The sequence below is a fragment of the Agromyces sp. NPDC055661 genome, assembly GCF_053618135.1.
On the sequence record NZ_JBSHHC010000002.1, the window covers coordinates 1,154,740 to 1,178,778 of the forward strand.

At 73.0% G+C, this 24,039-nt stretch carries 31 protein-coding genes; 18 read left to right on the forward strand and 13 right to left on the reverse strand.

Annotation, left to right across the window (positions count from 1 at the left end; translation table 11 throughout):
- Window positions 1-71: 71 nt before the first annotated feature.
- The gene (locus tag ACWGO8_RS18905; protein ID WP_452044481.1) at window positions 72-695 is read right to left on the reverse strand and encodes a CDP-alcohol phosphatidyltransferase family protein; all 624 of its coding nucleotides are present in this window, start codon (window positions 693-695) and stop codon (window positions 72-74) included.
- Window positions 696-727: 32 nt separating this feature from the next.
- Between ACWGO8_RS18905 and ACWGO8_RS18910 the strand changes: the two genes are divergently transcribed.
- Window positions 728-1,555, forward strand: a complete 828-nt coding sequence (locus tag ACWGO8_RS18910; RefSeq protein ID WP_452044482.1) for a DUF1295 domain-containing protein — start codon at window positions 728-730, stop codon at window positions 1,553-1,555.
- A 28-nt stretch (window positions 1,556-1,583) separates the two neighbouring features.
- On the opposite strand, the gene ACWGO8_RS18915 is transcribed toward ACWGO8_RS18910, so the two are convergent.
- A complete protein-coding gene (locus ACWGO8_RS18915) occupies window positions 1,584-2,033 on the reverse strand; it encodes an NUDIX hydrolase (RefSeq protein WP_376954450.1) in 450 nt (149 codons plus the stop codon).
- Window positions 2,034-2,087: 54 nt separating this feature from the next.
- A complete protein-coding gene (locus ACWGO8_RS18920; protein ID WP_452044483.1) occupies window positions 2,088-2,600 on the reverse strand; it encodes a MarR family winged helix-turn-helix transcriptional regulator in 513 nt (170 codons plus the stop codon).
- Window positions 2,601-2,666: 66 nt separating this feature from the next.
- On the opposite strand from ACWGO8_RS18920, the gene idi reads away from it, so the two are divergent.
- The 10 genes from idi to ACWGO8_RS18970 all read left to right on the forward strand — a co-directional run bounded on the left by idi (window position 2,667) and on the right by ACWGO8_RS18970 (window position 9,958).
- Window positions 2,667-3,212, forward strand: coding sequence for an isopentenyl-diphosphate Delta-isomerase (gene idi, locus ACWGO8_RS18925; RefSeq protein ID WP_452044484.1), 546 nt, complete (start codon window positions 2,667-2,669; stop codon window positions 3,210-3,212).
- The gene (locus tag ACWGO8_RS18930) at window positions 3,209-4,255 is read left to right on the forward strand and encodes a polyprenyl synthetase family protein (RefSeq protein ID WP_452044485.1); all 1,047 of its coding nucleotides are present in this window, start codon (window positions 3,209-3,211) and stop codon (window positions 4,253-4,255) included. The genes idi and ACWGO8_RS18930 overlap by 4 nt, the downstream gene beginning before the upstream one ends.
- Window positions 4,252-5,133, forward strand: a complete 882-nt coding sequence (locus tag ACWGO8_RS18935; protein ID WP_452044486.1) for a phytoene/squalene synthase family protein — start codon at window positions 4,252-4,254, stop codon at window positions 5,131-5,133. The genes ACWGO8_RS18930 and ACWGO8_RS18935 overlap by 4 nt, the downstream gene beginning before the upstream one ends.
- Window positions 5,130-6,800 carry a phytoene desaturase family protein gene (gene crtI / locus ACWGO8_RS18940; protein ID WP_452044487.1) on the forward strand — a complete coding sequence of 557 codons (1,671 nt, stop codon included), beginning with the start codon at window positions 5,130-5,132 and terminating at the stop codon, window positions 6,798-6,800. The genes ACWGO8_RS18935 and crtI overlap by 4 nt, the downstream gene beginning before the upstream one ends.
- Window positions 6,797-7,243 (forward strand): lycopene cyclase domain-containing protein, encoded by a 447-nt coding sequence (locus tag ACWGO8_RS18945; RefSeq protein ID WP_452044488.1) that lies wholly within the window; start codon window positions 6,797-6,799, stop codon window positions 7,241-7,243. The genes crtI and ACWGO8_RS18945 overlap by 4 nt, the downstream gene beginning before the upstream one ends.
- A complete protein-coding gene (locus ACWGO8_RS18950) occupies window positions 7,240-7,572 on the forward strand; it encodes a lycopene cyclase domain-containing protein (protein ID WP_452044489.1) in 333 nt (110 codons plus the stop codon). The genes ACWGO8_RS18945 and ACWGO8_RS18950 overlap by 4 nt, the downstream gene beginning before the upstream one ends.
- Window positions 7,562-8,467 (forward strand): prenyltransferase, encoded by a 906-nt coding sequence (locus ACWGO8_RS18955; protein ID WP_452044490.1) that lies wholly within the window; start codon window positions 7,562-7,564, stop codon window positions 8,465-8,467. Before ACWGO8_RS18950 ends, ACWGO8_RS18955 begins: the two co-directional genes overlap by 11 nt.
- A 9-nt stretch (window positions 8,468-8,476) precedes the next feature.
- The gene (locus ACWGO8_RS18960) at window positions 8,477-8,875 is read left to right on the forward strand and encodes an RNA-binding S4 domain-containing protein (RefSeq protein WP_452044491.1); all 399 of its coding nucleotides are present in this window, start codon (window positions 8,477-8,479) and stop codon (window positions 8,873-8,875) included.
- A gap of 97 nt (window positions 8,876-8,972) precedes the next feature.
- Window positions 8,973-9,266, forward strand: a complete 294-nt coding sequence (locus ACWGO8_RS18965) for a GNAT family N-acetyltransferase (RefSeq protein ID WP_376954439.1) — start codon at window positions 8,973-8,975, stop codon at window positions 9,264-9,266.
- Window positions 9,267-9,268: 2 nt separating this feature from the next.
- On the forward strand, window positions 9,269-9,958 hold the full coding sequence (locus ACWGO8_RS18970) for an NAD(P)H-hydrate epimerase (protein WP_452044492.1): 690 nt from the start codon (window positions 9,269-9,271) through the stop codon (window positions 9,956-9,958).
- Between the two features lie 59 nt (window positions 9,959-10,017).
- Here ACWGO8_RS18970 and ACWGO8_RS18975 read toward each other — a convergent pair whose 3' ends face one another.
- Window positions 10,018-10,881, reverse strand: a complete 864-nt coding sequence (locus ACWGO8_RS18975) for an aggregation-promoting factor C-terminal-like domain-containing protein (protein ID WP_452044493.1) — start codon at window positions 10,879-10,881, stop codon at window positions 10,018-10,020.
- Between the two features lie 166 nt (window positions 10,882-11,047).
- Between ACWGO8_RS18975 and ACWGO8_RS18980 the strand changes: the two genes are divergently transcribed.
- Window positions 11,048-11,461 (forward strand): YchJ family protein, encoded by a 414-nt coding sequence (locus tag ACWGO8_RS18980; RefSeq protein WP_452044494.1) that lies wholly within the window; start codon window positions 11,048-11,050, stop codon window positions 11,459-11,461.
- A gap of 25 nt (window positions 11,462-11,486) precedes the next feature.
- Here ACWGO8_RS18980 and ACWGO8_RS18985 read toward each other — a convergent pair whose 3' ends face one another.
- Together ACWGO8_RS18985 and ACWGO8_RS18990 are read right to left on the reverse strand one after the other, a co-directional pair.
- Window positions 11,487-11,975 (reverse strand): VOC family protein, encoded by a 489-nt coding sequence (locus tag ACWGO8_RS18985; RefSeq protein WP_452044495.1) that lies wholly within the window; start codon window positions 11,973-11,975, stop codon window positions 11,487-11,489.
- A 64-nt stretch (window positions 11,976-12,039) separates the two neighbouring features.
- Complete coding sequence (locus tag ACWGO8_RS18990; RefSeq protein ID WP_452044496.1) at window positions 12,040-12,906, reverse strand: MBL fold metallo-hydrolase; 867 nt, start codon at window positions 12,904-12,906, stop codon at window positions 12,040-12,042.
- Window positions 12,907-13,142: 236 nt separating this feature from the next.
- Here ACWGO8_RS18990 and ACWGO8_RS18995 point away from each other — a divergent pair, with 236 nt between their 5' ends.
- Complete coding sequence (locus tag ACWGO8_RS18995; RefSeq protein WP_376955626.1) at window positions 13,143-13,781, forward strand: GTP pyrophosphokinase; 639 nt, start codon at window positions 13,143-13,145, stop codon at window positions 13,779-13,781.
- A 4-nt stretch (window positions 13,782-13,785) separates the two neighbouring features.
- Here ACWGO8_RS18995 and ACWGO8_RS19000 read toward each other — a convergent pair whose 3' ends face one another.
- On the reverse strand, window positions 13,786-14,463 hold the full coding sequence (locus ACWGO8_RS19000; RefSeq protein WP_452044497.1) for an ArsR/SmtB family transcription factor: 678 nt from the start codon (window positions 14,461-14,463) through the stop codon (window positions 13,786-13,788).
- Window positions 14,464-14,528: 65 nt separating this feature from the next.
- Here ACWGO8_RS19000 and ACWGO8_RS19005 point away from each other — a divergent pair, with 65 nt between their 5' ends.
- Window positions 14,529-15,311, forward strand: a complete 783-nt coding sequence (locus ACWGO8_RS19005) for a hypothetical protein (RefSeq protein WP_452044498.1) — start codon at window positions 14,529-14,531, stop codon at window positions 15,309-15,311.
- Window positions 15,305-16,093, forward strand: coding sequence for an isocitrate lyase/PEP mutase family protein (locus ACWGO8_RS19010; RefSeq protein WP_452044499.1), 789 nt, complete (start codon window positions 15,305-15,307; stop codon window positions 16,091-16,093). Before ACWGO8_RS19005 ends, ACWGO8_RS19010 begins: the two co-directional genes overlap by 7 nt.
- Window positions 16,094-16,120: 27 nt before the next feature.
- Here the strand turns inward: ACWGO8_RS19010 and ligD are convergent, their stop codons facing one another.
- The 4 genes from ligD to ACWGO8_RS19030 all read right to left on the reverse strand — a co-directional run bounded on the left by ligD (window position 16,121) and on the right by ACWGO8_RS19030 (window position 19,294).
- Window positions 16,121-17,143: a non-homologous end-joining DNA ligase gene (gene ligD, locus ACWGO8_RS19015; protein ID WP_452044500.1), complete on the reverse strand. Its 1,023-nt coding sequence runs from the start codon at window positions 17,141-17,143 to the stop codon at window positions 16,121-16,123.
- Between the two features lie 86 nt (window positions 17,144-17,229).
- Window positions 17,230-17,508 carry a DUF2277 domain-containing protein gene (locus tag ACWGO8_RS19020; RefSeq protein WP_452044501.1) on the reverse strand — a complete coding sequence of 93 codons (279 nt, stop codon included), beginning with the start codon at window positions 17,506-17,508 and terminating at the stop codon, window positions 17,230-17,232.
- Between the two features lie 9 nt (window positions 17,509-17,517).
- Complete coding sequence (locus tag ACWGO8_RS19025; protein ID WP_452044502.1) at window positions 17,518-18,285, reverse strand: DUF2306 domain-containing protein; 768 nt, start codon at window positions 18,283-18,285, stop codon at window positions 17,518-17,520.
- Window positions 18,286-18,295: 10 nt separating this feature from the next.
- Window positions 18,296-19,294: an EamA family transporter gene (locus ACWGO8_RS19030; RefSeq protein WP_452044503.1), complete on the reverse strand. Its 999-nt coding sequence runs from the start codon at window positions 19,292-19,294 to the stop codon at window positions 18,296-18,298.
- 72 nt (window positions 19,295-19,366) lie between these two features.
- On the opposite strand from ACWGO8_RS19030, the gene ACWGO8_RS19035 reads away from it, so the two are divergent.
- The gene (locus tag ACWGO8_RS19035) at window positions 19,367-20,284 is read left to right on the forward strand and encodes a LysR family transcriptional regulator (protein WP_452044504.1); all 918 of its coding nucleotides are present in this window, start codon (window positions 19,367-19,369) and stop codon (window positions 20,282-20,284) included.
- A gap of 36 nt (window positions 20,285-20,320) precedes the next feature.
- Here ACWGO8_RS19035 and ACWGO8_RS19040 read toward each other — a convergent pair whose 3' ends face one another.
- A complete protein-coding gene (locus ACWGO8_RS19040; protein ID WP_452044505.1) occupies window positions 20,321-20,827 on the reverse strand; it encodes a nitroreductase family deazaflavin-dependent oxidoreductase in 507 nt (168 codons plus the stop codon).
- A gap of 201 nt (window positions 20,828-21,028) precedes the next feature.
- On the opposite strand from ACWGO8_RS19040, the gene ACWGO8_RS19045 reads away from it, so the two are divergent.
- Complete coding sequence (locus ACWGO8_RS19045) at window positions 21,029-21,223, forward strand: hypothetical protein (protein ID WP_452044506.1); 195 nt, start codon at window positions 21,029-21,031, stop codon at window positions 21,221-21,223.
- A gap of 84 nt (window positions 21,224-21,307) precedes the next feature.
- On the opposite strand, the gene ACWGO8_RS19050 is transcribed toward ACWGO8_RS19045, so the two are convergent.
- Complete coding sequence (locus ACWGO8_RS19050) at window positions 21,308-22,372, reverse strand: YihY/virulence factor BrkB family protein (RefSeq protein WP_452044507.1); 1,065 nt, start codon at window positions 22,370-22,372, stop codon at window positions 21,308-21,310.
- A gap of 77 nt (window positions 22,373-22,449) precedes the next feature.
- Between ACWGO8_RS19050 and ACWGO8_RS19055 the strand changes: the two genes are divergently transcribed.
- Entirely contained in the window at window positions 22,450-24,039 is a 1,590-nt protein-coding gene (locus tag ACWGO8_RS19055; RefSeq protein WP_452044508.1) for a Na+/H+ antiporter, read from the forward strand.

Genomic DNA, 24,039 nt, shown 5'->3' on the forward strand with positions numbered 1-24,039 from the left:
CGAGGTGTCGGGGGCGACGCCGTCGGCCTCGCCGGTTCCGCCAGCCTGAATGTTGTCGGTATCCGCCACGGCTAACCTCCTTGTTCCAGCGTATCCGATCGGGACTCGTCCGCCGCAAGCGGCAGGCGGATGACCCGCGCCGTCTCGATCGCGTAGATGATGCCCGCCCACCAGTAGAGGAACGCGCCCCACAGGGTGATCGCCCAGCCCACGGGCTCGCTCACCGGCTCGACCGACGGGAAGGCGAGGCCGAGCATGATGACGGGCAGCCCGAAGAAGAGCGCGAAGGTCGCGACCTTGCCGAGCTGGTGCACGGGCAGCGGTCCGTAGCCGTGGTTGGCGAGGACGATCCCGAGGATGAGGAGGAACACGTCGCGGGCCACGATGACCACGACGATCCACCACGGGACGAGGCTGTTCGCGGCGAGCCCCACCAGCGCCGCGAAGATGTAGAGGCGGTCGGCGGCGGGGTCGAGGAGCTGGCCGAGCCGGGTGATCTGCCCGAGCCTGCGAGCGAGGTAGCCGTCGAGGAGGTCGGTCAGGCTCGCGACGATGAGCACGACGAGCGCCGACACGTAGTCGCCGATCACGATGAACACGAGGAAGACCGGCACGAGCGCGAGCCGGAGCATGCTCAGCACGTTGGGGATCGTCCAGATCCTGGTCCCCACCGCCCCCGCGCTGTCCCCGGCCACGTTGCGATCCTATCGAGCCCTAGAATGCGGCCATGGGTCCCCTCGGCGTGTGTCTCGTCATCTGCGCGGCGGTCACCGCCGCGACCTGGATCGCCTCGGTGGCGACGCGCGAGTACTCCTGGGTCGACCGCATCTGGTCGATCGTGCCGGTGGCGTACGTGTGGGTGTTCGCGGCATGGAGCGGCTTCGACGCCCGGCTCGTGCTCATGGCCGCGCTGGTGACGCTCTGGGGCATCCGGCTGACGTTCAACTACGGGCGGAAGGGCGGCTACCGGCCCGGCGGCGAGGACTACCGCTGGGCGGTGCTGCGCGGGCGGATGGCGCCGTGGCAGTACCAGCTGTTCAACCTGTTCTTCATCGCGATCTACCAGAACGCGCTCATCCTGCTGTTCTGCCTGCCGGCGTTCACCGCCTACGAGGCCGCCGGCACGCCGCTCGGCGTGTGGGACGTCGTGCTCGCGGTCGCGTTCCTCGGCCTCCTCGCAGGCGAGACGGTCGCCGACCAGCAGCAGTGGGCGTTCCACCGGTGGAAGGCGGCCGAGCGCGCGGCCGGGCGCACGCCCGAGCCCGGGTTCCTGCAGACGGGGATGTTCAGGTACTCGCGGCATCCGAACTTCTTCTTCGAGCAGGCGCAGTGGTGGGTCTTCTACGGGTTCGCGGTGGCGGCCACGGGCGTCTGGCTGCACTGGACGATCGCGGGCGCGGTGCTGCTCACGCTGCTGTTCGTCGGCTCGACGATCTTCACCGAGTCGATCTCGCGCGCGAAGTACCCCGAGTACGACGCCTACCGGGCGCGGACGTCGGCGATCGTGCCGTGGTTCCCGCGCCCGCAGGCCGCCGCGGGCGAGCGCACCGCCTGAAGCTTCGGCAAAAGGCGCGCGGACGGATTCAGAGCCGCTCGCGCAGGCCCGGCCAGGCCTCGGCGAAGCGCGGGTGCAACGGGAGGTCGTCGACGTCGGCGATCGGCACCCAGCGCAGCTCGATGCTCTCGGGGTCGCTCACGACGGGCGTGAAGCGGTCGGCGGCATCGGCGACGACCGTGGTATACGACCAGTAGCCGAGGTCGAGCACCGAGGTGAAGCGCACGTGCAGGGCGTCGGCGGGGACGCCCGCCTCCTCGCCCGCCTCGCGCACGGCGGCGTCCACGGCGCTCTCCCCCTCGTGGCGCGCACCGCCGGGCACGCCCCACGTGCCGCCGAAGTGGCTCCACGCGGCGCGGTGCTGCAGCAGCACCTCGGACCGCGGGCTCACGACGAGGAGGCCCGCGGCGCCGAAGCGCCCCCAGTACCTCGCGCCGTCGGGGCCCTCGACCCAGGTGTCGCCGCTCCCTCTGTGCATTGCTCCAGCATGACGTACTCCCCCGCCGGCGCGATCATCGACCGCAATCCCGGGTCATGCCGGATCGGTGCTCGGCGCGGTCTCGACGACCTCGACCAGGCCGTCGAGGAAGCGGACGATCACCTCGCGCTCGACGTGGTCGAATGACGATGCGAGCCGCATCATCCGCTCGTGCATCGGGCCGAGCGCCTTGCGCACGCGCTCATGGGCGCCGGGCAGCGTGCCGAGCAGCAGCACCCGCCGGTCCGACGGATGCCGCGTGCGCTCGATGTAGCCGCCCTCGCTGAGCCGCGCGACGACCTTCACGGTCGCGGCCGTGGTGATGCCGAGGGCGCGCGCGAGTCCGGCGCTCGTGGCCGGGCGGCCGTCGCGCTCCTCGCGGATGAGCCACCGCAGCGCGGCGAGGTCGGTGTCGCCCATGTCCATGTCCTCGCGCATGCGCCGGCGCATGAGCGCCTCGGCGGCGCGGTGGCGGCGGACCGCCTCGAGCACCTCGAGGGCCGACTCGTCGACGCGACCGTACCAGTAGTGGTCGTCACTCCGACTTTCGGTTGTTCCCTTCGGCATACAGCGATGCTATCGTCAAATCACTAACCTAGTTAGTGAATTATTCGTCGCCATGCTGGAGGGGCCATGTCACAGTCACAGACGATCGAAGCGATCGACGACGAGGTCGTGCTCCTCGACGAGGCGGGCAGCCCCATCGGGCGTGCGCTCAAGAGCGCCGCCCACGGCCCGGACACCGCCCTGCACCTCGCCTTCTCGTGCCACGTCGTGAACGCGCTCGGCGAGGTGCTCGTCACGCGCCGCGCGCTCACGAAGCAGGCCTGGCCCGGCGTCTGGACCAACTCGTTCTGCGGACACCCGAAGCCGGCCGAGTCGCTCGCCGCCGCCGTGCGCCGACGCGCCGACTACGAGCTCGGCATCGACCTCGGCGACGTGGAGCTCGCGCTCCCCCTGTTCCGCTACCGCGCCACCGACGCGAACGGCATCGTCGAGAACGAGGTGTGCCCCGTGTACGTCGCGACCACGAACGACGAGCCCGATCCGAACCCGCGCGAGGTCGCCGAGTTCGCGTGGATTCCGCCGCACGACCTCGTGCGCGCCGTCGAGTCCGCGCCGTGGGCGTTCAGCCCGTGGCTCGTGCTGCAGGCGCGGGAGCTGGAGCTGTTCCGGTGACCGACCTGCTCTCCCCCTCGGTCGACGAGGAGCTCCGCACGTTCTTCGCCGACGCCCGCGAGCGCGCCGGCGAGTACGGCCAGCACTACGCGGCGCTCTGGGAGTCGCTCGAGCAGCAGAGCTCGGGCGGCAAGCAGATCCGGCCGAAGCTCGTGTACGCCGCCTACCGGGGGTTCGGCGGTGACGACCGGCCGGTCGCGACACGGGTCGCGCTCGCGTTCGAGCTGCTGCACACGGCCTTCCTCATCCACGACGACGTCATCGACCGCGACACCGTGCGGCGGGGCGCGCCGAACATCGCGGCGCGGTTCGCGGGGCGGGCTCGCGCGCAGGGGGCCGACGACCGCGTCAGCGAGGTGTGGGGCGAGACCGCCGCGGTGCTGGCGGGCGACCTCGCGCTCAGCCGCGCGCACCGCGAGATCGCCACGCTGCCAGTGGACCCGGGCCGCCGGGCAGCCCTCCTCGACATCCTCGACCGGGCCGTGTTCGTGTCGGCGGCCGGCGAGCTCGCCGACGTGGTGCAGGCCGGCTCGCACCACCCGCCCGAGGTGGCGCGCGTGGTGGCGACCCTCGAGCAGAAGACGGCGGTGTACTCGTTCGAGTGCCCGCTCACGGCCGGGGCCGTGCTTGCGGGCGCCGACGACGCCGCGGTCGGCGCGCTCGCCCGGTACGGGCGCCTGGTCGGCGTCGCCTTCCAGATCACCGACGACATCCTCGGCGTGTTCGGCGATCCGGCGGTGACCGGCAAGTCCACGGCGTCCGACCTGCGCGAGGGCAAGCAGACGGCGCTCACCGCGCACGCGGCGACCACCGACGCCTGGCCCGCCATCGCCTCGCGCCTCGGCGACCCCGACCTCGACGACGCCGGCGCCGACGTGCTGCGCGAGGCGCTCCGCGGCTGCGGCGCCCTCGAGGCCGCGCGCCGGCTGGCCGACGAGTACGTGACGCTCGCGCGGTACGAGCTGGACGCCGAGGACCTGCCGGCCGCGTTGCGCGCCGAGCTGGGCGAGCTCGCGCAGCGAGCCGCGGAGCGTGCGCGATGAGCCGCGAGGCCACGCCGCTCGACCGCTACGACCACGCGGCCGAGGCGAGCGCGGCAGTGGTCATCGGACGGTACTCCACGTCGTTCGGCGCGGCGGCCCGTCTGCTCGACCCGAATGCGCGCCGCCGGATCCGCTCGATCTACGCGCTCGTGCGCGTGGCCGACGAGGTCGTCGACGGCACCGCCCGGGCGGCCGGCCTCGACGACGGCGAGCTCCTCGACGTGCTCGACGAGCTCGAGTCCGAGACCGAGACGGCGATGCGCCGCGGCTATTCCGCGAATCTCGTGGTGCACGCGTTCGCCCTCACCGCCCGCGACGCCGGCATCGGCGAGCAGCTCACCCGTCCGTTCTTCGCGTCGATGCGCCGCGACCTCGACCCGTCGCCGATCCGCGCCGAGGAGGTCGGGCCGTACATCCACGGCTCGGCCGAGGTGGTCGGGCTCATGTGCCTCGCGGTGTTCCTGATGGAGGAGCCGCCGGATGCCGGGCGCCGGGCGCGCCTCGAGGAGGGCGCCGCGCACCTCGGCGCCGCGTTCCAGAAGATCAACTTCCTGCGCGACCTCGCGGTCGACTGGCAGGAGCTCGGCCGCAACTACTTCCCGTGGGTCGACCCCGACGCGTTCACCGAGTCCGACAAGGCGGACATCCTCGCGGACATCGACCGCGACCTCGAGATGTCGGGCCGCACGATCCGGGAGCTGCCGCGCCGGGCCCGCGCGGCGGTGGCCGCGGCGCACGGCCTCTTCTCCCGGCTGGCCGAGCGCTGCCGCGAGACGCCGGCCGAACAGCTCATCGCCACGCGCATCCGCGTGCCCGATCCCGAGAAGCTCGCGATCGCGGTGCGGTCGGCCATCGCTCCCGGCGGGATCGGGCGATGACCGCGGCATCCGAGCGCATCGTGGTCGTCGGCGGCGGCATCGCCGGGCTGGCGTCGGCGGCGCTGCTCGCCCGCGACGGGCATCACGTCACGCTGCTCGAGGCCCGGCGCGAGCTGGGCGGGCGCGCCGGCACGTGGGAGCGGCGGGGCTTCCGGTTCGACACGGGTCCGTCGTGGTACCTGATGCCCGACGTCTTCGACCACTTCTTCCGCATGTTCGGCACGAGTGCAGCGCTGGAGCTCGACCTCGTGCGACTCGACCCCGGCTACCGCGTGTACGCCGACGGGTACGACGCGCCGCTCGACGTGCGCGCGACGCGCGACGAGAACGTCGCGCTGTTCGACTCGGTCGAGCCGGGCGCCGGCGCGGCGCTCGAACGCTACCTCGACTCGGCCGCCTCGACCTACGACGTGGCGGTGCGGCGCTTCCTCTACACGAACTTCGACGACCCCCGTGCGTTCCTCGCGCCGGAGGTGCTCGGGCGGGCCGGCCGGCTGGCGCGCCTGCTCACCACGCCGCTCGACCGGTTCGCCGCGCGCGCGGTGCGCGACCGCCGGCTCCGCCAGGTGCTCGGATATCCCGCGGTGTTCCTCGGGTCGTCTCCCTCGACCACGCCCGCGATGTACCACCTCATGAGCCACATGGACCTCGAGGAGGGCGTGTTCTACCCGCAGGGCGGGTTCGGTCACCTCATGGCCCGGATCGCCGGGATCGCCGCGGCCGCGGGCGTCGAGCTGGTGACGGAGGCACGAGTCGAGGCCATCGAGGTGACGGGCGATGCGACGCCCACGGTCACGGGCGTGCGCTACGTCGACGCCACCGGGTCGCTGCATCGCGCCGCAGCCGACCGGGTCGTGTCGGCCGCCGACCTGCACCACACCGAGACCGAGCTGCTCCCCCGGCACGCGCAGACGTATCCCGAATCGTGGTGGGAACGACGGACCTCGGGTCCCGGTGCGGTCCTCGCGATGCTCGGCGTGCGCGGGCACGTTCCCGGGCTCGCCCACCACACGCTGTTCTTCACCGAGGACTGGAACGCGAACTTCGACCGCATCTTCGGCGACGACCCGGGCATCCCCGATCCGGCGTCGTTCTACGCCTGCATGCCGAGCGCCACGGACCCGACCGTCGCACCGGCCGGCGACACGAACCTGTTCATCCTCGTCCCGGTCCCTGCCGACGTGTCGATCGGTCGCGGCGGCGAGGACGGCGCCGGCGACCGGCTCGTCGAGGACGCGACCGACCGCGCCGTCGCCCGCATCGCCTCGGCGACCGGCACCGCCGACCTCGCGCAGCGCATCGTCGTGCGCCGCACGGTCGGGCCTGCGGACTTCGCCGAGGACCTCCACTCCTGGCGCGGCGGCGCCCTCGGACCGGCGCACACGCTGCGGCAGAGCGCGTTCCTGCGCGGATCGAACCGCTCCCGCCGCGTGCGCGGCCTGTACTACGCGGGCGGATCGAGCGTGCCCGGGATCGGGCTGCCGATGTGCCTCATCGGGGCCGAGAACGTGCTGAAGCGCGTGCGCGGCGACCGGTCGAGCGGGCCGCTGTCCGAACCCCCCGCGGCCCGCCCGACCCCACCGGCCGGCGTGCCCGACCTGCTCGACGTCGCCGCGCTGGACACCGCCGCACTCGACGCCCGCCCGCTCCACCGGAACCGCGGATGACCGGCTTCACCTACCTCGGCGCGCTCCTTGCCTCCATCGCCGCGATGGCCCTGATCGACGTCCGCTGGCGACTCGCGTTCCGGCGTGCGCCGGCCGCCTCGGCGCTCGCGGTCGGCGCGGGCACGCTCGTGCTCCTCGCCTGGGACCTCGCAGGCATCGGCTTCGGCGTGTTCTTCCGCGGCGACTCGCTCTGGGCCACCGGCGTGCTGCTGGCGCCCGAGCTGCCGCTCGAGGAGCCCGTGTTCCTCGTGTTCCTCTGCTACCTCTCGCTCGTCGCGGTGCTCGGCGTCGAGCGGATGCTCGAACGGCGATCAGGGGCGCAGGGTGGCGACGCGGCATCCGATGCGGTGACGGATGCCGCGACGCGACCGAGTCAAACGGATGCCGCGACGCGGCCCACCGAGACGAACGCGGCCGCACGCTCTGGTGGGAGGCCGTCGTGACCTACTCGCTGATCTGCCTGCCGTTCCTCGCCGTCGCGGTCGTGCTGTCGCTCGCGGCGGCCCGACGGCTTCCGCCGGCTGCACGGCGCCGGCGCTGGCTCGCCATCGGGTTCGCGGGCGCGCTCGTGCTCGTGCTGAGCGGCGTCTTCGACTCGCTCATGATCGCCGCGGGCCTGTTCGGCTACGTCGAGGGGACCCGCCTCGGGCCGACCATCGGACTGGCGCCGATCGAGGACTTCGCGTACCCGATCGTCACGGTGCTGCTGGTGCCGGCGATCTGGACGCTCGCGCGGCGGCGCCGGGCGAGGGGCGGTCGTGATGAAGACTGACGTCGTGCGCCCGGGACTCCGTCACGTGATCGGCCAGGTCGTGCTGTCGTCGCGGCCGATCAGCTGGATCAACACCGCGTTCCCGTTCGCCGCCGCGTACCTGCTCACGACGGGATCGGTCGACGCGCTGCTCGTCGTGGGCACCCTGTTCTTCCTCATCCCGTACAACCTGCTCATGTACGGCGTGAACGACGTGTTCGACTACGAGTCCGACCTGCGGAATCCGCGCAAGGGCGGGTCGGAGGGCGCCCTCCTCGAACCGCGCCTGCACCGCGCCGTCGTCTGGACGGGCATCGTCACGGCGGTCCCGCTCGTCATCGCGATGCTGTGGCTCGGCGGCACGGGGCATCCGTGGTCGTGGGCCGTGCTCGCGGTGAGCCTGTTCGCCGTGTTCGCCTACTCGGTGCCCGGGCTGCGGTTCAAGGAGGTGCCGGTGCTCGACTCGATCACGTCGAGCACGCACTTCGTGAGCCCCGCGGTCTACGGCCTCGCGGTGGCGGGCGCCGTGCCGACGCCGCAGCTGGTCGCCGTCGTCGCGGCGTTCTTCTGCTGGGGCATGGCGAGCCATGCATTCGGCGCCGTGCAGGACGTCGTGCCCGACCGGGAGGCGGGCATCGCGTCGATCGCGACCGCGTTCGGGGCGCGCGCCACCGTGCGGATCGCGCTCGGGCTCTGGATCTCGGCGGGCGTGCTGATGCTCGCCACATCCTGGCCGGGCCCGCTCGCGGCGCTGCTCGTGCTGCCGTACGTCGTGACGGCGTGGCCCTACCGCTCGGTGAGCGACGCGGAGTCGGGCACGGCGAACCGCGGCTGGCGGCGGTTCATCGCGCTCAATTACGCGGTCGGCTTCCTCGTGACCATGCTGCTCATCTGGTGGTCGTTCGCGCGGCCGTAGGCTGGCTGCATGTCCGACTCCCCCGTGCGCACGAACCCCGTGCGCGTGGACCCCGTGCGCATCGACGCCTGGCTCTGGGCGGTGCGGCAGTTCAAGACGCGCTCGGCCGCGACGGCCGCGTGCCGGGCCGGGCACGTGCGGGTCAACGGCGAGCGCGCCAAGGCGGCCCAGCCGGTGCGGCCGGGCGACGAGGTGCGGGTGCGGGTCGACGGGTTCGACCGGATGCTGGTGGTGCGCCAGACCCTGGTGAAGCGCGTCTCGGCGACCGTCGCCGCCACGGCCGTCGAAGACCGCACGCCGGCCCGACCGCCCCGGGAGGCCGTGCCGACCGTGCCCGTGCGCGAACGCGGTGCGGGGCGCCCCACCAAGCGCGAGCGCCGCGATCTCGACCGGCTCCGCGGACGCTGACGGCGCGAGTACGGCCCGTCGCCCGCACCCGCTGCCCCGGCGCGCCGTGCGGGCGGGCGCCTGCCGAGGGACCGCGATCCGGGCGTAGCCTGAAGCGGTGCAGAAGGAACTGAGCCACGAACCCGACGCCCGACGCTACGTGCTGCGCCTCGACGGCGACATCGCGAGCGTGCTCGACTACCGGGTGCTCGGCGATTCGGTCGCGTTCACACGTGCCTTCACCAATCCGCCCTACCGGGGCAGCGGACTCGCGGGCGAGCTCGTGGCCTTCGCCGTCGACGACGTCGAGGCGACGTCCGACCGCCGAATCGTGCCGAGCTGCTGGTACGTCGGCGAGTGGTTCGACCGGCACCCCGATCGACGCGCCCTGCTCGATCCCCGGACGGCCTGATCGTGGTCGCCGGCTACTCCGCGGCCCAGGTCCGCGCCGCGGAGGCGCCGCACCTCGCGGCCGGCGAGCCACTGATGCGGCGTGCGGCGGCGGCCCTCGCGGCGAGGCTGCGCCGCGAACTGGCGGAGCTCGGTGCGCCCGACGGTCCGGTCGTGCTCCTCGTGGGCTCGGGCGACAACGGCGGCGACGCGCTGTGGGCCGGCGCGGAGCTCGCCGCGGCGGGCGTGGCCGTGACCGCGATCCCGACGTCGGAGCGGATGCACGTCGAGGGCGCGCAGGCCGCGCGGGATGCCGGCGTCCGCGTCCTCGAGCCGACGGGCACCGATGACGACACGATCGCCGCCGTGTTCGATGACGCCGCCGTCATCGTCGACGGGATCCTCGGCACCGGCACGAGTGCGTCCCCTGCGCTGCGCGGTCGTGCGCGTGAACTCGTCGTCGCGGCGAGCCGTGCGATCGAACCGCGCGGCGTCCGGGTGGTCGCGGTGGACCTGCCGAGCGGCATCCAGCCCGACGACGGCAGCGTGCCCGACCCGACGGTGCTCCGCGCCGACGTCACGGTCACGTTCGGTGCGATCAAGGCCGGCCTGCTGCGGGAGCCCGCCGCCGGCTACGCCGGCCGGATCGAGCTCGTCGACCTCGGCCTCGGCCCCGAGCTCGCTTCGATGACGCCGCTCGTCACCGTCGACTGACGACGAAGCGGGCCGGGGTCCACGACCCCGGCCCGCTCACGATTCCGTCGTTCGTCGGATCAGTACCAGTTCATCGACTGGGAGTGCGACCACGCGCTGCACGGCGTGCCGTACGCGCCGCTGATGTAGCCGAGGCCCCACCGGATCTGCGTGGCGGCGCTGGTCTCCCAGTCGTCGCCGGCGGTCGCCATCTTGCTGCCGGGCAGCGACTGCGGGATGCCCGTCGCGCCGCTCGATGCGTTGTAGGCCTGGTAGTTCCAGCCCGACTCCTTCTGCCAGAGGTTGTCGAGGCACTGGAACTGGTCGCCGCCCCAGCCGTACTGCGAAGCGGCGAAGTCGGCGGCGTACGCGCGCGCGCCGTCGGCGGTGTTCGCGTTGGCGAGCGCCTGCGCGGCGGCCGCGGCGGCCGCGGCGGCGGCCTCGGCCTGCGCCTGGTCGTACGCGGCGATGGCGGCGGTGGTCTTCGCCGCCTCGGCGCGGGTGACCTTCGTGAGGTCGAGGACCTTCTCGGTCGAGATCTTCTTGTAGTCGCTGAGCGACGCCACCGAGGCAGCGAGGCCCGAGGCGTCGGCCTTGCCGTCCGCGGCGGCGAGCGTCTCGTTCGCGGCGGTGATGGTGTCCTTCGCGTTGTCGATGGCCTTGGCGGCCGCGACGCCGGCGTAGGCGCCGAGCTGCTCGTGGCGGAAGCCGCTGGTCGCGTTGAGCGCCTGCGTGGCGTTGATCCGCTCCTGCGTGGCCACGGCGCTCTGCACCGAGAAGCCGGTGCCGACGAGGAGGCCGGCTGCGGCGATGGCGCCCGCGACGATGAGGCGCTTGCGGCCGGTGCGGCGGCGGCGGAGGTCGCGACGCGAGGTGGCTGCGGTGTCGGTGGGAACGGAGTTCGTGTCGGTCTGGGCGTGCGTGTTGGAGGTGTCGTTTCGCATAGATTCAGAGATGCTCGGAACAGGAAGTCGTCGGAGGAATCGTCAGGGGCGTGCCACCGAGCACGGCACAAGTCCCCTACCCTGCACCACGAAACTGAGCAGTTCCTCACTTTTGCCTGTGCACTCCATGTCCATGCATGGTTTGCGGCCCGGGCATACTGGGGCAATGTCCGACGCCCCGGCCGCCTTCCCTGCGCCGTCGTCGACCGATCGCTGCCCCTGCCACAGCGGCGAGGTGTTCGGCGCGTGCTGCGGCCGATTCCTGGGCGGTGCGGCGGATGCCCCGACGGCCGAGCAGCTCATGCGATCGCGCTACTCGGCCTTCGTCGTCGGCGATGCCGCCTACCTGCTCGCGACGTGGCATCCATCGACCCGGCCCGGCGAACTCGAGCTCGACCCGGCGATGCGCTGGTTCCGCCTCGACGTCGAGCGACGCGAGCGTGGTGGACCGCTCGACCGCGACGGGATCGTCGAGTTCACGGCCCACTACCGCCACGACGGGCAGCGCGGCGAGCAGCACGAGGCGAGCGCGTTCGTGCGCGAGGGCGGGCGCTGGAGCTACGTCGGCCCCGTCGGCTGACGGCCGGCCCCTCGGGCGAGCGGGGTCAGTCGCCCGGCGTCGCGTCGTCGCCGCTGCGCTCGGCGTCGGTCGAGAACCCGTCGAGCACCGCGCGTTCGCCCGAGTGGAGCAGCTCCTGGAACAGCGTGACCTGGACCCCGGCCGGCGCGTCGAGCCGCGAGTTCAGCGACTGCCACGGCGTGACGATCGGCTCGGCGACGACCCGGCCGCCTGCGGCCTCGAGCCGGCGCGTGGCGCCCTCGGTGTCGGTGACCTCGAACGCGAGCCGGATGTGCGGGCTCTCGGCGCCGCCCGCCTCGATGCGGTCGATCGCCTGCTTGTGCACGGGGTTCGCGATCTCGAGCGTGGCGCGGCCCGCGTCGAGGATGACGACGCGCTCGTCGCCGCCCTCGGCGAAGGCGAGGTACTCGGGCAGGCCGAGGGTGTCGCGGAAGAACGCGACCGCCTGGTCGTAGTCGACGGCCTCCACGACGACGCGGAGCTGGAGGACCGAGGGCGTTGCGGCATCCGTCATGCCCGAATCCTCCCAGCCGCGGCCGACATCCGCGAGCGAGGCCGACGACTCGGCGTCGGCGGGGTCAGGCGTCGCCGGCGGGCTCGTCGTCGAGCGGCAGCCCGTCGAGGGCCGCGTACGCGCGCTCGATCGCGCCGACGAGCCCCTCGACCGGCACGGGCCACTCGGCGTGGGCGGCCAGCGCCTCGGCGGCGCCGAGTCCCGCGTCGTGCGCGTCGACGAACCGGTTCGCGATCACTCGGAGTTCATCGGCCTGACGTGCGACGAACTCGCGGCGCACCACGCTGCCGTGCCCGGGGACGACGAGGTCGCCGACCTCGAGCTCGTCGCCGAGCGCATCGAGCACGCCGGGCCAGTCGAGTGGGTAGCAGCCCGAGCCGTACACCGGCGGCCCCGACTGCTCGATCAGGTCGCCGACGACCCAGACCCGCTCCTCGGGCAGGAGCAGCACGAGGTCGGTGTCGGTGTGCGCCGGCGACTGCGGCCGCAGCACCACGAGGCGGCCGCCGAGGTCGAGCGTCGTCGCGGTCGCGATCGGATGCGTCGGCGGCACGAGGCGCAGGTCCTCCCATCGCCGATCGGGCTCGAGGGCGTGGTCCTCGCGCCACGACGCGACCCGGGGACCCTCGTAGCGCTCGAAGTGCCGCGCGATCGCCGCATGGCCGTGGATCGCGGCATCCGTCGCCGAGCCCGGGCCGAATACCTGGTTGCCGAACGTGTGGTCGAAGTGGGCGTGCGTGTTCACGAGCGCGACGACGGGCCGCGCGAACCGGGCCGTGACGTCGGCCAGGATCTCGGCGCCCTCGACCGGGTCGGCGCCGGAGTCCACGACGAGGAGGCCGTCATCGCCCTCGACGACCACCACGGAGAGGTCGAAGGGGCCGCCGCGCCGCTGGTGGATGCCGTGCGCGACGGTGGTCCAGGTGGCCATGCCCCGAGCCTACGACCCGCTCGGGTGCCCGGCGCGGTCGACGGCACGGTCGCGGTCCGGGACGCGGCCGCGGCTCATTGCCCGGTCAAAGGGAATCCCGAGGTTCGGCCCGTAGCGTCGAGCACGTGACCCCGCTCGACGGCATCCCCTCCCAACGGCATCCCGACGCTCCCCACCTGCTGACGCCACGGGCGCAGCGCACGCTCGAGGCGATCGACGGTCGCACGCTCGACGAGATGCGCGCCCTGCGCGACGAGACCGAGCGCTTCATGCTCCGCTACAAGTTCGGCATGGACGAGGTGATCACGAAGCTCTCGATCCTGCGCGAGGAGTTCAGCCAGAACCACGACTACAACCCGATCGAGCACATCTCGAGCCGGCTGAAGAGCCTCGACAGCGTCATCGCGAAGATGCAGCGCAAGGGCATCGAGCCGACCTTCGACACGATCCGCGACACCGTCACCGACATCGCGGGCGTGCGCGTCACGTGCAGCTTCGTGTCCGATGCCTACCGGCTCGCCGAGCTCCTCACCGAGCAGCCCGACATCCGCGTCCTCAAGGTGAAGGACTACATCGCCGAGCCGAAGGAGAACGGCTACCAGAGCCTGCACCTCATCGTCGAGGTGCCCGTGTTCCTCTCCACGGGCGCCCACCCGGTCGCCGTCGAGGTGCAGATCCGCACCATCGCGATGGACTTCTGGGCCAGCCTCGAGCACAAGATCTACTACAAGTACGACCGGCAGGTGCCGCAGGAGCTCCTCGACGGGTTGACGGATGCCGCGCACACCGCCGCCGAGCTCGACTCCCGCATGGAGCGCCTGCACCGCGAGGTGCACGGCGCGCCGGTGCACCGGCGCGGCACGATCGCGATCTGACCCGTCAGCGCAGAGCGACGAGCGCCGCGCGCCCCTCGTCGGTGATGCGCAGCGAGCGGTCGCCGGCCACTCGCGACACCCACCCCTCGGCGAGCAGGGTGTCGAGGAGGTGGGCGCCGAGTCGCCCGGCGATGTGCGGCCGCCGCTCGGTCCAGTCGAGGCATCCGCGCACCGCCGGCCGGCGCCCGTCGGGGTCGACGGCGCGCAGGTGCAGGGTCGCCGCGAGTGCACCGTCGACGTCGAGGATCCGTCCCGTCTCCCCGGCTTCGAGCGGCGACAGGGAGCCTTCGGCCACGAGCGCATCGGCGAGGCGCAGCGCGGTGCGGCCGGCGAGGTGGTCATAGCAGGAGCGCGCCTCGGCGAGGCGCTCAGCTGCGGCGGACTGCCGGTACGACCGCACGGTCTGCCTGGGCGCGATGCGCTGCAGCGCCTCGACCGCGTCGGCGACCTCGGGACCCGCGAGCGTGAAGTACCGGTGCCGGCCGAGCCGTCGGTCGGTCACGAGCCCGCCCGCGACGAGCTGCGCGAGGTGGGCGCTCGCGGTCGGCGCCTTCACGCCCGCGATCGCCGCGAGCTCGCTCGCGGGAAGCGACCGGCCGTCGAGGAGCGCGACGAGCATCGCGGCTCGTGCCGGCTCTCCCATGAGTCGGGCCGGGGTGGCGAGGTCGGCGTCTCCGTCCATGGACTCCACGGTACGACCGCCAAGGTTCGTCCGTCATCGAAACGTGCCACGCGTAGCGTCGAGGCATGGACGTCGTCGCCGAGCGCTCCGAGGTCGAGCGCATCCTCGAGGATCCCGCCTGCATCGTGCCCGAGGCGGATGCCGCATCGACCGGTCCGGGCGACCGGTTCCGTGCGAGCGCGTCCCGGTTCGTGAACGGCGCGACGCACGCAGCGCGACGGCACCGCCTCGAAGGGCTGCTCGCCGGGATCGACATCGACGAGCTCTCGCTCGACGCCGCGGTGCGGACCCGGGCGATGCTGCCGGCCGGGATCGACCAGATCGCCGCCCAGGTGCCGGTCGCATGCCTCGCCGCGCGGCTCGGATTCGCCGATCCCGATGCTGCGCCCCCGTGGGTGGCCGCGCTCGCGGCGCACTACCCGACGGGTGGGTCGTCGTCGTCAGCGGATGCCGCGGCGACCCGGCTCATCGCCGCGGCCGACGACCACGCGCATGGCGGCGGCGACCGCGCCGACGACGCCGAGCTTCGTGTACAACTCCTCGTGCAGGCCCACGCCGCCACCGCGGGGCTCATCGGTGCGGCAGTACGCCTGCCCGCTGCGCGGGAGGCCGACGTGCCGACGGCCGACCTCCTCGCGGCCGTGCTGCGCGACACACCGCCCGTGCGGCAGACGAAGCGGCTCGCACCCGACGGCGAAGTGCTCGTGCTCCGCCTCGACGGGGCCGACCGCGGCTCGCCGCACGACCCGCGCACCCTGGCATTCGGCGCCGGGCCGCGCGCATGCCCCGCCATGGCGCACGCGATCGCGATCGCCGCCGCCGTCGTCGACGAGGTGCGCGCATGCTGACGCCGGACGAGTTCCGCGAGCTGCATCGACCGGGCGAACCGTTCGTCCTCCCGAACGCCTGGGACCTCGCGTCAGCACGGTGGCTGCACGCGGACGGCCATCCGGTCGTCGGCACGACGAGCCTCGGCGTCGCGTTCGCCGCAGGGCGCGGCGACGGCACCGGCGAGACCGCCGCCGAGACCCTCGACCTCGCCCGTCGGATCACCGGCGCCGGCATCGCCGTCACCGTCGACATCGAGGCCGGATTCTCCGAGAAGCCCGACGAGGTCGGCCGCTACGCGGCGAAGCTCGCGCGCCTCGGCGTGGTCGGCGTCAACCTCGAGGACTCGGATGCCGCGGGCCGGCTGGTCGATCCCGAGGTGGCCGCCGGGAAGATCGCCGCGGTCGCCGCAGCTGCCCCCGGGCTGTATCTCAACGCGCGCACCGACCCGTTCTGGATCGACGGGGACGCCGACCAGTCCACCCGCACCCACGAGGCGCTGCAGCGGGCGCATCGCTATGTCGCGGTGGGCGCCACGGGCGTGTTCGTGCCGGGCGCGATCCCGCTCGAGATCATCGCGGCACTCGCGCGCGATATCCCCGCCCCAGTGAACGTCCTCGTGCAGTCGCGCGTGCCGGTGCGGGACCTGGCCGCCGCCGGGGTCGCGCGCATCAGCGCCGGATCGCTGCTGTTCCGCGTCGCCCTCGGAGCGATCGCCACGGCCGCACGGCGCGTGAGAGACGACCGGTACCTTCCGGAACCCGGAACGCCGTCCTACGACGAGGTGGCGGGCCTTCGCTGACGGGCCGCGACCGCGCGCGGCATCCGCTCACTCGGGGTTGCGGGCCCGGCTCGGTTGCACGCGCATCGGCTCGCCCGGCATCTTCGGGAAGTCTGGCGGGAACGGCAGCTCGCCGAGGCCGTCGTCGAGGTCGCGCTGCCACCACTCGAGCAGCGTGTCGATGCGCCCGAGCTGCGACCGCATGCCTGCCCACGGGTCGCCGACGTCGCGCAGCCGGTCGGGCATGGAGCGGATCGTGAACTCGCGCGGGTCGGCGGACTCGACCTCGTCCCAAGCGAGCGGACACGACACCGGCGCGTGCGGGAGCGGGCGCGGGCTGTAGGCGCCCGCCATCGTGCGGTCGCGGTTGGCCTGGTTGAAGTCGATGAAGATGCGGTCGCCGCGCTCCTCCTTCCACCAGGCGGTGGTGAGCTCGGCGGGCATGCGTCGCTCGAGCTCGCGGGCGAGGGCGATCACCGCGTGCCGGACGTCGAGGAACTCGTGCTCGGGCTCGATGGGCGCGAAGACGTGGATGCCGCGATTGCCCGACGTCTTCACGAACGGCGTCAGCCCGACCTCGCCCATGAGGTCGCGCAGTGCGAGCGCGGCGGGCACCGCCTCGGCGAAACCGGTGCCGGGCTGCGGGTCGAGGTCGATGCGCAGCTGGTCGGGGTTGTCGGTGTTCGCGGTGCTCGACGCCCACGGGTGGAACACGATCGTGTTCATCTGCGCGGCCCAGACCGCGGCGGCGGGCTCGTCGAGCACGACCTGCGGATGCCGCCGGCCGCTCGGGTAGGTCACCGTCACCGATCGCACCCAGGCGGGCGCGCCCTTCGGCGGGTTCTTCGAGAAGAACTGCTCGCCGTCGATGCCCTCGGGGAACCGCTGGAGCGACACGGGCCGATTGCCGTTCGCCTCGATGAACGGGCCGCCCACGGCGACGAGGTACTCGGCGAGCTCGAGCTTCGTGATGCCCGGTTCGGGCCAGATCACTCGGTTCGGCGAGGAGACGCGCACCTCCCGATCGCCGTCGGGACCGGGCACGGTGAGGGTGACAGCTTCGGCGGCCATGGTGCGACGCTACCGTGCCGGGGTGACACCGCGACAGGGCGGCCGGCGCGGCGGCCGTGCGCGTGCCCCTGCCCGCCGGACGCCGGTCACGCGCTGAGCGTCGCGTACCGCTTCTCGGCCCGGGTTCGCGCCTTCGCGGCCTCGATGTCGCGGTCCTTCGGCGGCGCGTTCGTCACGAGGTCGTCGAGGAGATGCCGCGTGATGTGCGCGATCTCGTGCACGGCGCGGTCGAACGCCTCGGCGTTCGCCTTCGACGGCTTGGTCGATCCGCTCACCTTGCGCACGAACTGCAGTGCGGCCGCGTGCACCTCGTCGTCGGTCGCGGCGGGCTCGAAGTTGTGGAGGGGGTGGATGTTCCTGCACATGCGACGAGCCTAACCCCGGGCGGCTGGGGCCGCCTCGGTTCCCGAGGTGATCCGGTACGACGGGAGCCCGCGGCGCCGGATCAGCCATTCCGCGACGACGAGGTTCGGCAGCCAGGCGAGGAACGGCACCACGCCGTAGGCGTTCGCGAACGCGGCGTCGAAGTCGAAGTCGCCGGGGATCGCCTGCAGGCCGATGAGCAGGCCGAGCCAGAGCCGCAGTGTCACGGCGGCGTAGGTGAGCGCGAAGTTGCGCATCATCCAGGCCCGGTGGCTCGCGACGTCGCGCGCGCGGATCGCCCGGTACGCCCGCCACGCAGTCAGGAGCCAGAGCACGGCGAGCGTGCCGAAGCCGATGAACCCCGCGAGGCCCGCCTCGCTGGACGGGGCGATCACAAGGCCTGAGACACCCGCGATCGCCACGGCCGCGAGGTACCCGCGCCCGATCCACCGGTGCACGGCGCGGTACCGGTCACGGAGTCCGCGCCAGAACTGGAACGGACCTGCGACGAGGGCCAGGCCGCCCGCCACGATGTGCGCGTAGAACGCCGCCTGCACGATGGCCGGCCGGCCGTCGTAGTTGCCGGCGAGGCCGGCGCCCGACTCCGAGAGCTCGGCGAGTGAGGCCGTGAGGTACGGCACGACGGCGAACGCGGCGATGGCGAGCGACGAGAGGACGATCCAGGCCCAGCCCGCCCGGGTCGCGACGAGGCGCGGCGTCGCCCCGCGCGGGCGTCCGGCGGCGGCCGGCTGTGACGGACGTGCGGTTCCGGTGGTCATGCGGCTGACGCTAGGAGCGCCGCTGCACCGCCGGTATCGGGTCAACCCCCCGATCGGATGCCGCGATCCCCCTGTCGTCGTCGGACGTGACGGATGCCGCGGCATCCGCCGCGACCGCGACCGACGCCGCGGGCGCGAGCCGCCGCCGGCGGCGCACCTGCCCGACCGCCACGCCGCCGACGAGGAGCGCGCTCCCGGCGAGCTCGAGGGCGTTCGGCACCTGGCCGAGTGCGAGGGCCGCGGCGGCGAGCCCGATGGGTGGCGTGAGCAGCGCGAACGGCGCCACCATCGCTGCCGGGTACCGGCCGAGCAGCATGTTCCAGATCGTGTAGCCCACGAGCGATGCCATGCCCGCCGTGAAGCCGACGCTCGCGAGCGTCTCCCAGCCGATCGTGGCGAACGCCTCGCCGACCGCTGCGGGTCCGTCGAGCAGCAGGCTGAGCGCGAGCACGGGCAGCGGCACGAACAGGGCGGACCAGACGACGATCCCGAAGCCGTCGGCGCCGGCCGCCGACCGGGAGATCACGTTGCCGACGCCCCAGCTGAGGCCCGCCGCGACGCAGATGAGGAGCGGCACGATCGCCGTGAGCCCCGGCGCGCCCTCGAGGCGGCCGAGCGCGACGATCCCGAGCCCGGCGACGCCGAGGAGCGCACCGAGCAGCTGCATCCGGGTCGGGCGCTCGCGCAGCACGACCGCGCCGATCACGAGCGTGAAGATCATCTGGCACTGCAGCACGACCGCGGCGAGGCCGGCGGGCAGGCCGAGGTGCATCGCGGTGAAGAGCAGGCCGAACTGGCCGGCGCTCATGAACAGGCCGATTCCCGCGATGACGCGCCACGGGGCATCCGGTCGGGGCACGAAGAACACGAGCGGCACGGCGACGAGGAAGAAGCGCAGCGCCACGAGCACGAGCGGCAGGGTGTCGCGCAGGCCGAGGTCGATGGCCACGAAGTTGACGCCCCAGATGAGGGCGACGAGGAGGCCGAGCAGGAGGTGTCGCGGGGTCACGACTCCAGCCAAGCAGGCGACCGGATTCAGCACCAGTTCCGAATTTTTCGCTGGATCACGTACGATCACTACATGATCGATCTGCAGGGACTGCGGGCGCTCATCGCCGTCGACCGGGCGGGATCGGTGGTCGCGGCGGCCGACCAGCTCGGCTACACGCCGTCGGCGGTGTCGCAGCAGGTGAAGAAGCTCGAGCGCGACCTCGACGCCGTGCTGCTCGAGCGTCGCGGCCGCGGCGTGCTGCTCACGGAACGCGGTCGCACGCTCGCGAGCGAGGGTCGCGAGCTGCTCGACGGCCTCGAACGTCTCGAGGCGGTGGCTGCGAGCGGTGCCCGGCCGACGGCCCCACTGCGCATCGCCTCGTTCTCGACCGCCACCCGCGGGCTGCTCGGTCCGGTGCTCGGCGAGCTGCGCGATGCGGATGCCGCGGTGCTCGCGACCGTGACGAGCGTCGACCCCGTCGACGCCATGGCCATGGTCGCCTCGGGCTCCGCCGACCTCGCCGTCGTGCACAACTGGAACTCGGTGCCGCTCATCGCGCCGTCGCACGTGGCCACCGAGCACGTGTGCCACGACGAGGCCGATGTCGTGCTCCCCGTCGACCACCAGCTCGCCGGCCGCGCCGAGCTCGAGCGCGCCGACCTCGTCGGCGAGGCATGGGCGAGCACGCCGAAGGGCGCCATCTGCCACGAGGCGCTCATGCGGATCTTCGCCGACCTCGGCACGGTCCCCCGCGTGGTCGCCGAGGATCCCGACTTCGCCTCCCTCATCGAGCTCGCCCGGCAGGGCGTCGCGATCGCGCTCGTCCCACGTCTGGGGCGGTCGACGCTGCCCGACGGCGTCGTCGCGCGTCCGCTCGCCGACCACAGCCAGGTGCGCGACATCCGCGTCGCCTACCGCCGTTCGATGGCCGAGAGTGCGGGCATCCGCCGCGCGGTGCGCCTGCTCCTCGACGCCGGACGACGAATCGAAGCATCCGCGATCACCTGACCGACGGGGTCGGAGCGAACGGCGACCGGGCCTGGGTCACATCGACGCGTCGTGCGGACCCGTGACGGGCCGCAGGCGGAAGAGCCGCACGATGCGGCCCGAGTCGCGCTCGTACCCGCGGTAGCCGGGCCACTGCGCCTCGATGCGCGCCCACGCGGCGTCGCGTTCGTCGTCGGGGATGCGGCTCGCGCGCACGTGCAGGCGTCGGCCGCGCACGGTGATCGACGCGTCGGGGTGGGCGAGCAGGTTGTAGGTCCAGGCGGGATGCCGCTCCTGCGCGAACGTGGTGCCGGCGACGATCGCTCGGCCACGCCCGTCGGGCGTGTACATGAGGTACGTCTCGCGGGGCTCGCCCGACTTCGCGCCGACCGTGTGGAGCACGAGCGAGGGCACGAGGAGCCCGCTGAGCTGCACGCGCCCGCCGGTGAGCCACGCCACCAGGCGCTCGGCCGGCGGGAGCAGCGCAGGGCCGATCGCGCGGAACAGCCGCGTGCGCGTGACGGGCGCGATGACGGACCGGACGACCTGCTGCACGGTGGGCACGTGCCCATTCTGCTCGCGGCGGCGGACGGCGGAAAGGACCCGCCCGCCCGATCGCCGGGTCGGCGCCGGACGCCGGACGCGGCCCGAGCGGCTACCGCGCCGGTCGCGGCACGTCAATCCCCTGCGCCCACGCTTCGCCCGGCCGTACCGTGGGGCGCAGGCCGACCGACCGGCGGATCGGCCGTGACGATCGGAGCAACCATGTCGGACGCACGACCGGGAGAGCCCTTCGAGGGCGAGTACACGGACTCGGAGCTGCCGCTGAGCGCGGAGCTGCCGAAGGAGGAGTACGACGAGGTCGAGGAGGTCGTCGACGCGGACCGTGACGATGTCGACGTTGACGACGTCGAGGTCATCGAGGTCGTCGACGACGGCACCACGTACCCCGAACGCTGACCCCAGGACGGGCGGCCGGGCGCAGGACTGCAGGGACCAGCGCCCGGCCGTCGCCCGTGTCCGGGGTCCGAGGCACTGCCGCCCTCAGGACGTCGGCGGATGCTGCGCCGCCAGCTCCTTCTCGACCGCCTCGCGGGCCGAGGCGAGCTCCGTCGCGGCATCCGTCGCCCGACGCTCGGCCCGCTGCAGCCGTCGCAGTGCGAGCGTCGGTGCGCCGTGCCGAGCGTGCACGCGGTCCTGCTCCTCGTCGACGGCCGCCACGATGAAGGCGCCCGCGATGAGGATCACCTGCGCCGACAGGTTGATCCAGAGCAGCAGGGCGATCAGCGACGCGAACGACGCGAGCAGCGGGTTCGCGTTGGCGCCGCCGACGAACAGGCTCGAGAGCAGCTGCAGCACGAGCAGCCCCACGCCGCCGAGCAACGAACCCGCCCACAGCGACCGGCCACTCGGCCGGACCCCCGAGAGGATCCGGAACATGGCCGCAATGACGACCGTGTCGATCGCGAAGATGACGATCCCCGAGCCGATCCGGACGAGGACGTCGAAGGCCGGCTCGCGCGTCGAGAGCCCGAGCCAGCCGAAGAACGTGGTGAGGGCGTTCGTGCTCACGAACGTCACGACGGCCGCCAGCGTGAGCGCGGCGCCGAAGCCGACCGCGAGCACGAAGTCCCGCAGCAGCACCCACACGAAGAACGTCTGGTCGTCGGACTGGTCGGCGAGGTCGCGGAACGCGATGCGCAGCGACCCCACGGCGCCGATGGCGGCGCCCACCAGGCCGACGAGCGCGATGACGCCCGCGATGCTGAGCGTGATGGGCTGGATCAGGTCGTCGGGATTGATGACGCCGTTCTCGCCGATCAGGCCCGGGATCGCCATCTCGATGGTCGCGACGAGGGCGTCGAGGGCGTCGGGGCTGCCGGCGAGCCAGATGCCGCCGATCGCGAACCCGAGGAAGACGCCCGCGAACACCGAGAAGAGGGTGCGGTACGTGACGCTGTCGGCGAGCATCGGCCCGTGATGCTCGAGGTAGATGAACCACGCGCGCACGGGCCTGGTCGCGAGCGCCCACGCCGTGAGCTTCGTGCCCCACGCGACGATCCCGGCGAACGGACCCCCCGGTCGTCGCTGCGTCTGCTGGTCGGCCATGCGGTCAGGCTATCGAGGCGCGGGTGGGGATCGCAGTCGCTTGACACGCCCCCAGCCGGAATGGGATGACGGGACGCATGGACGGACTCATCCTCGTCGTGGTGCTCGGCGCCACGATCCTCGGCGGCGGCATGCTCGCGAGACGGATCCGCGTGCCTGCGCCGCTCGTCCTCCTCGTGGCCGGTGCGGCGCTCAGCTTCGTCCCGGCGCTCGGCGACGTCGAGCTGCCGCCCGAGCTCGTGCTGCTCCTGTTCCTCCCCGCACTGCTCTACTGGGAGTCGCTCAACACCTCGCTCCGCGAGATCCGCGACAACCTCCGCGTCATCGTGCTGCTCGCGATCGTGCTCGTGTCCGTCACGGCCTTCGCGATCGCGTGGCTCGCGACGTCGCTCGGCCTGCCGTGGGCGATGGCCCTCGCGCTCGGGGCGATCCTCTCGCCGACGGATGCCACGGCGGTCGCCGCCGTCGTCCGGAGCCTGCCGCGGCGGCAGGGCACGATCCTCCGCGCAGAGAGCCTGCTCAACGACGGGACCGCGCTGGTCCTCTACAGCGTCGCGGTCGGCGCGGCGACCGCCGGCGCGTCGATCTCGTTCGTCGACCTCAGCCTGCAGTTCACCTACGCGTACGCGCTCGGCATCGCCATCGGCCTGCTGATCGGCTACGGCGTGTACCTGCTCCGACGCGTCATCCGCGACGACCGGCTGCTGAGCGGCACGCTGAGCATGCTGACGCCGTTCCTCGCCTACCTGCCCGCCGAGCTCGTGGGGGCGTCGGGCGTGGTCGCGGTCGTGGTCTGCGGCCTCGTCGTCAGCCACTTCGGCCCGCGGATCATCACGGCGGCGACGCGCGCGCAGACCTACGGCTTCTGGCAGCTGGCCAGCTACGTGCTGAACGGCTCCCTCTTCGTGCTGATCGGGCTCGAGCTGAAGCCCGTGCTCGACAGCCTGGGACCCGCATGGCCCGAGGCGCTGCTGTTCGGGCTCGCCTGCGCGGTCGGCGTCATGGCGGTTCGACTGCTCTGGGGCGTCACCACGCCCTACCTCATCCGTGCCCTCGACCGCCGCCCGGCGCAGCGCCTGCGGCGCATCGGCTTCCGCCAGCGCTTCCCGTTGAGCTGGGCGGGCTTCCGGGGGGCGGTCTCACTCGCCGCGGCGCTCGCCCTGCCCGAGGAGACCGCCGCCGGCGATCCGTTGCCGGGGCGCGACCTCGTGATCGCCGTCACGTTCGTCGTGATCCTGTTCACGCTCGTCGTGCAGGGGCTCACCTTGCCCGCGATCGTGCGCTGGTCGCACCTCGGGCCCGACCCGCGCGAGCTCGACGAGGAGTTGCTGGGCGAGCAGCGGATGCTGCGCGCCGCCCTCGACGCGCTGCCGGGCACGGCCGTCGAGCTCGGGTCGGACGACGCGGTGGTCGACGCGCTCCGCGTCGGCTACGAGGAGCGGCTCACGCTCATCCACCGCGAGGACGGACGCCCCGAGGCCGCCGCGCGAGACGGGAGCCGCGCCGACGAGGAGGACGAGCTCCGCCTGGCCCTGCTCCCGGTGAAGCGGGAGGCGCTCATCGCCCTCCGCCACGAACGGCGCATCGACGACGTCATCCTCCGGCGGCTGCAGGCGCGCCTCGACCTCGAGGAGCTGCGCCTGTCGCGGCCGCCCGACGACGAGTGA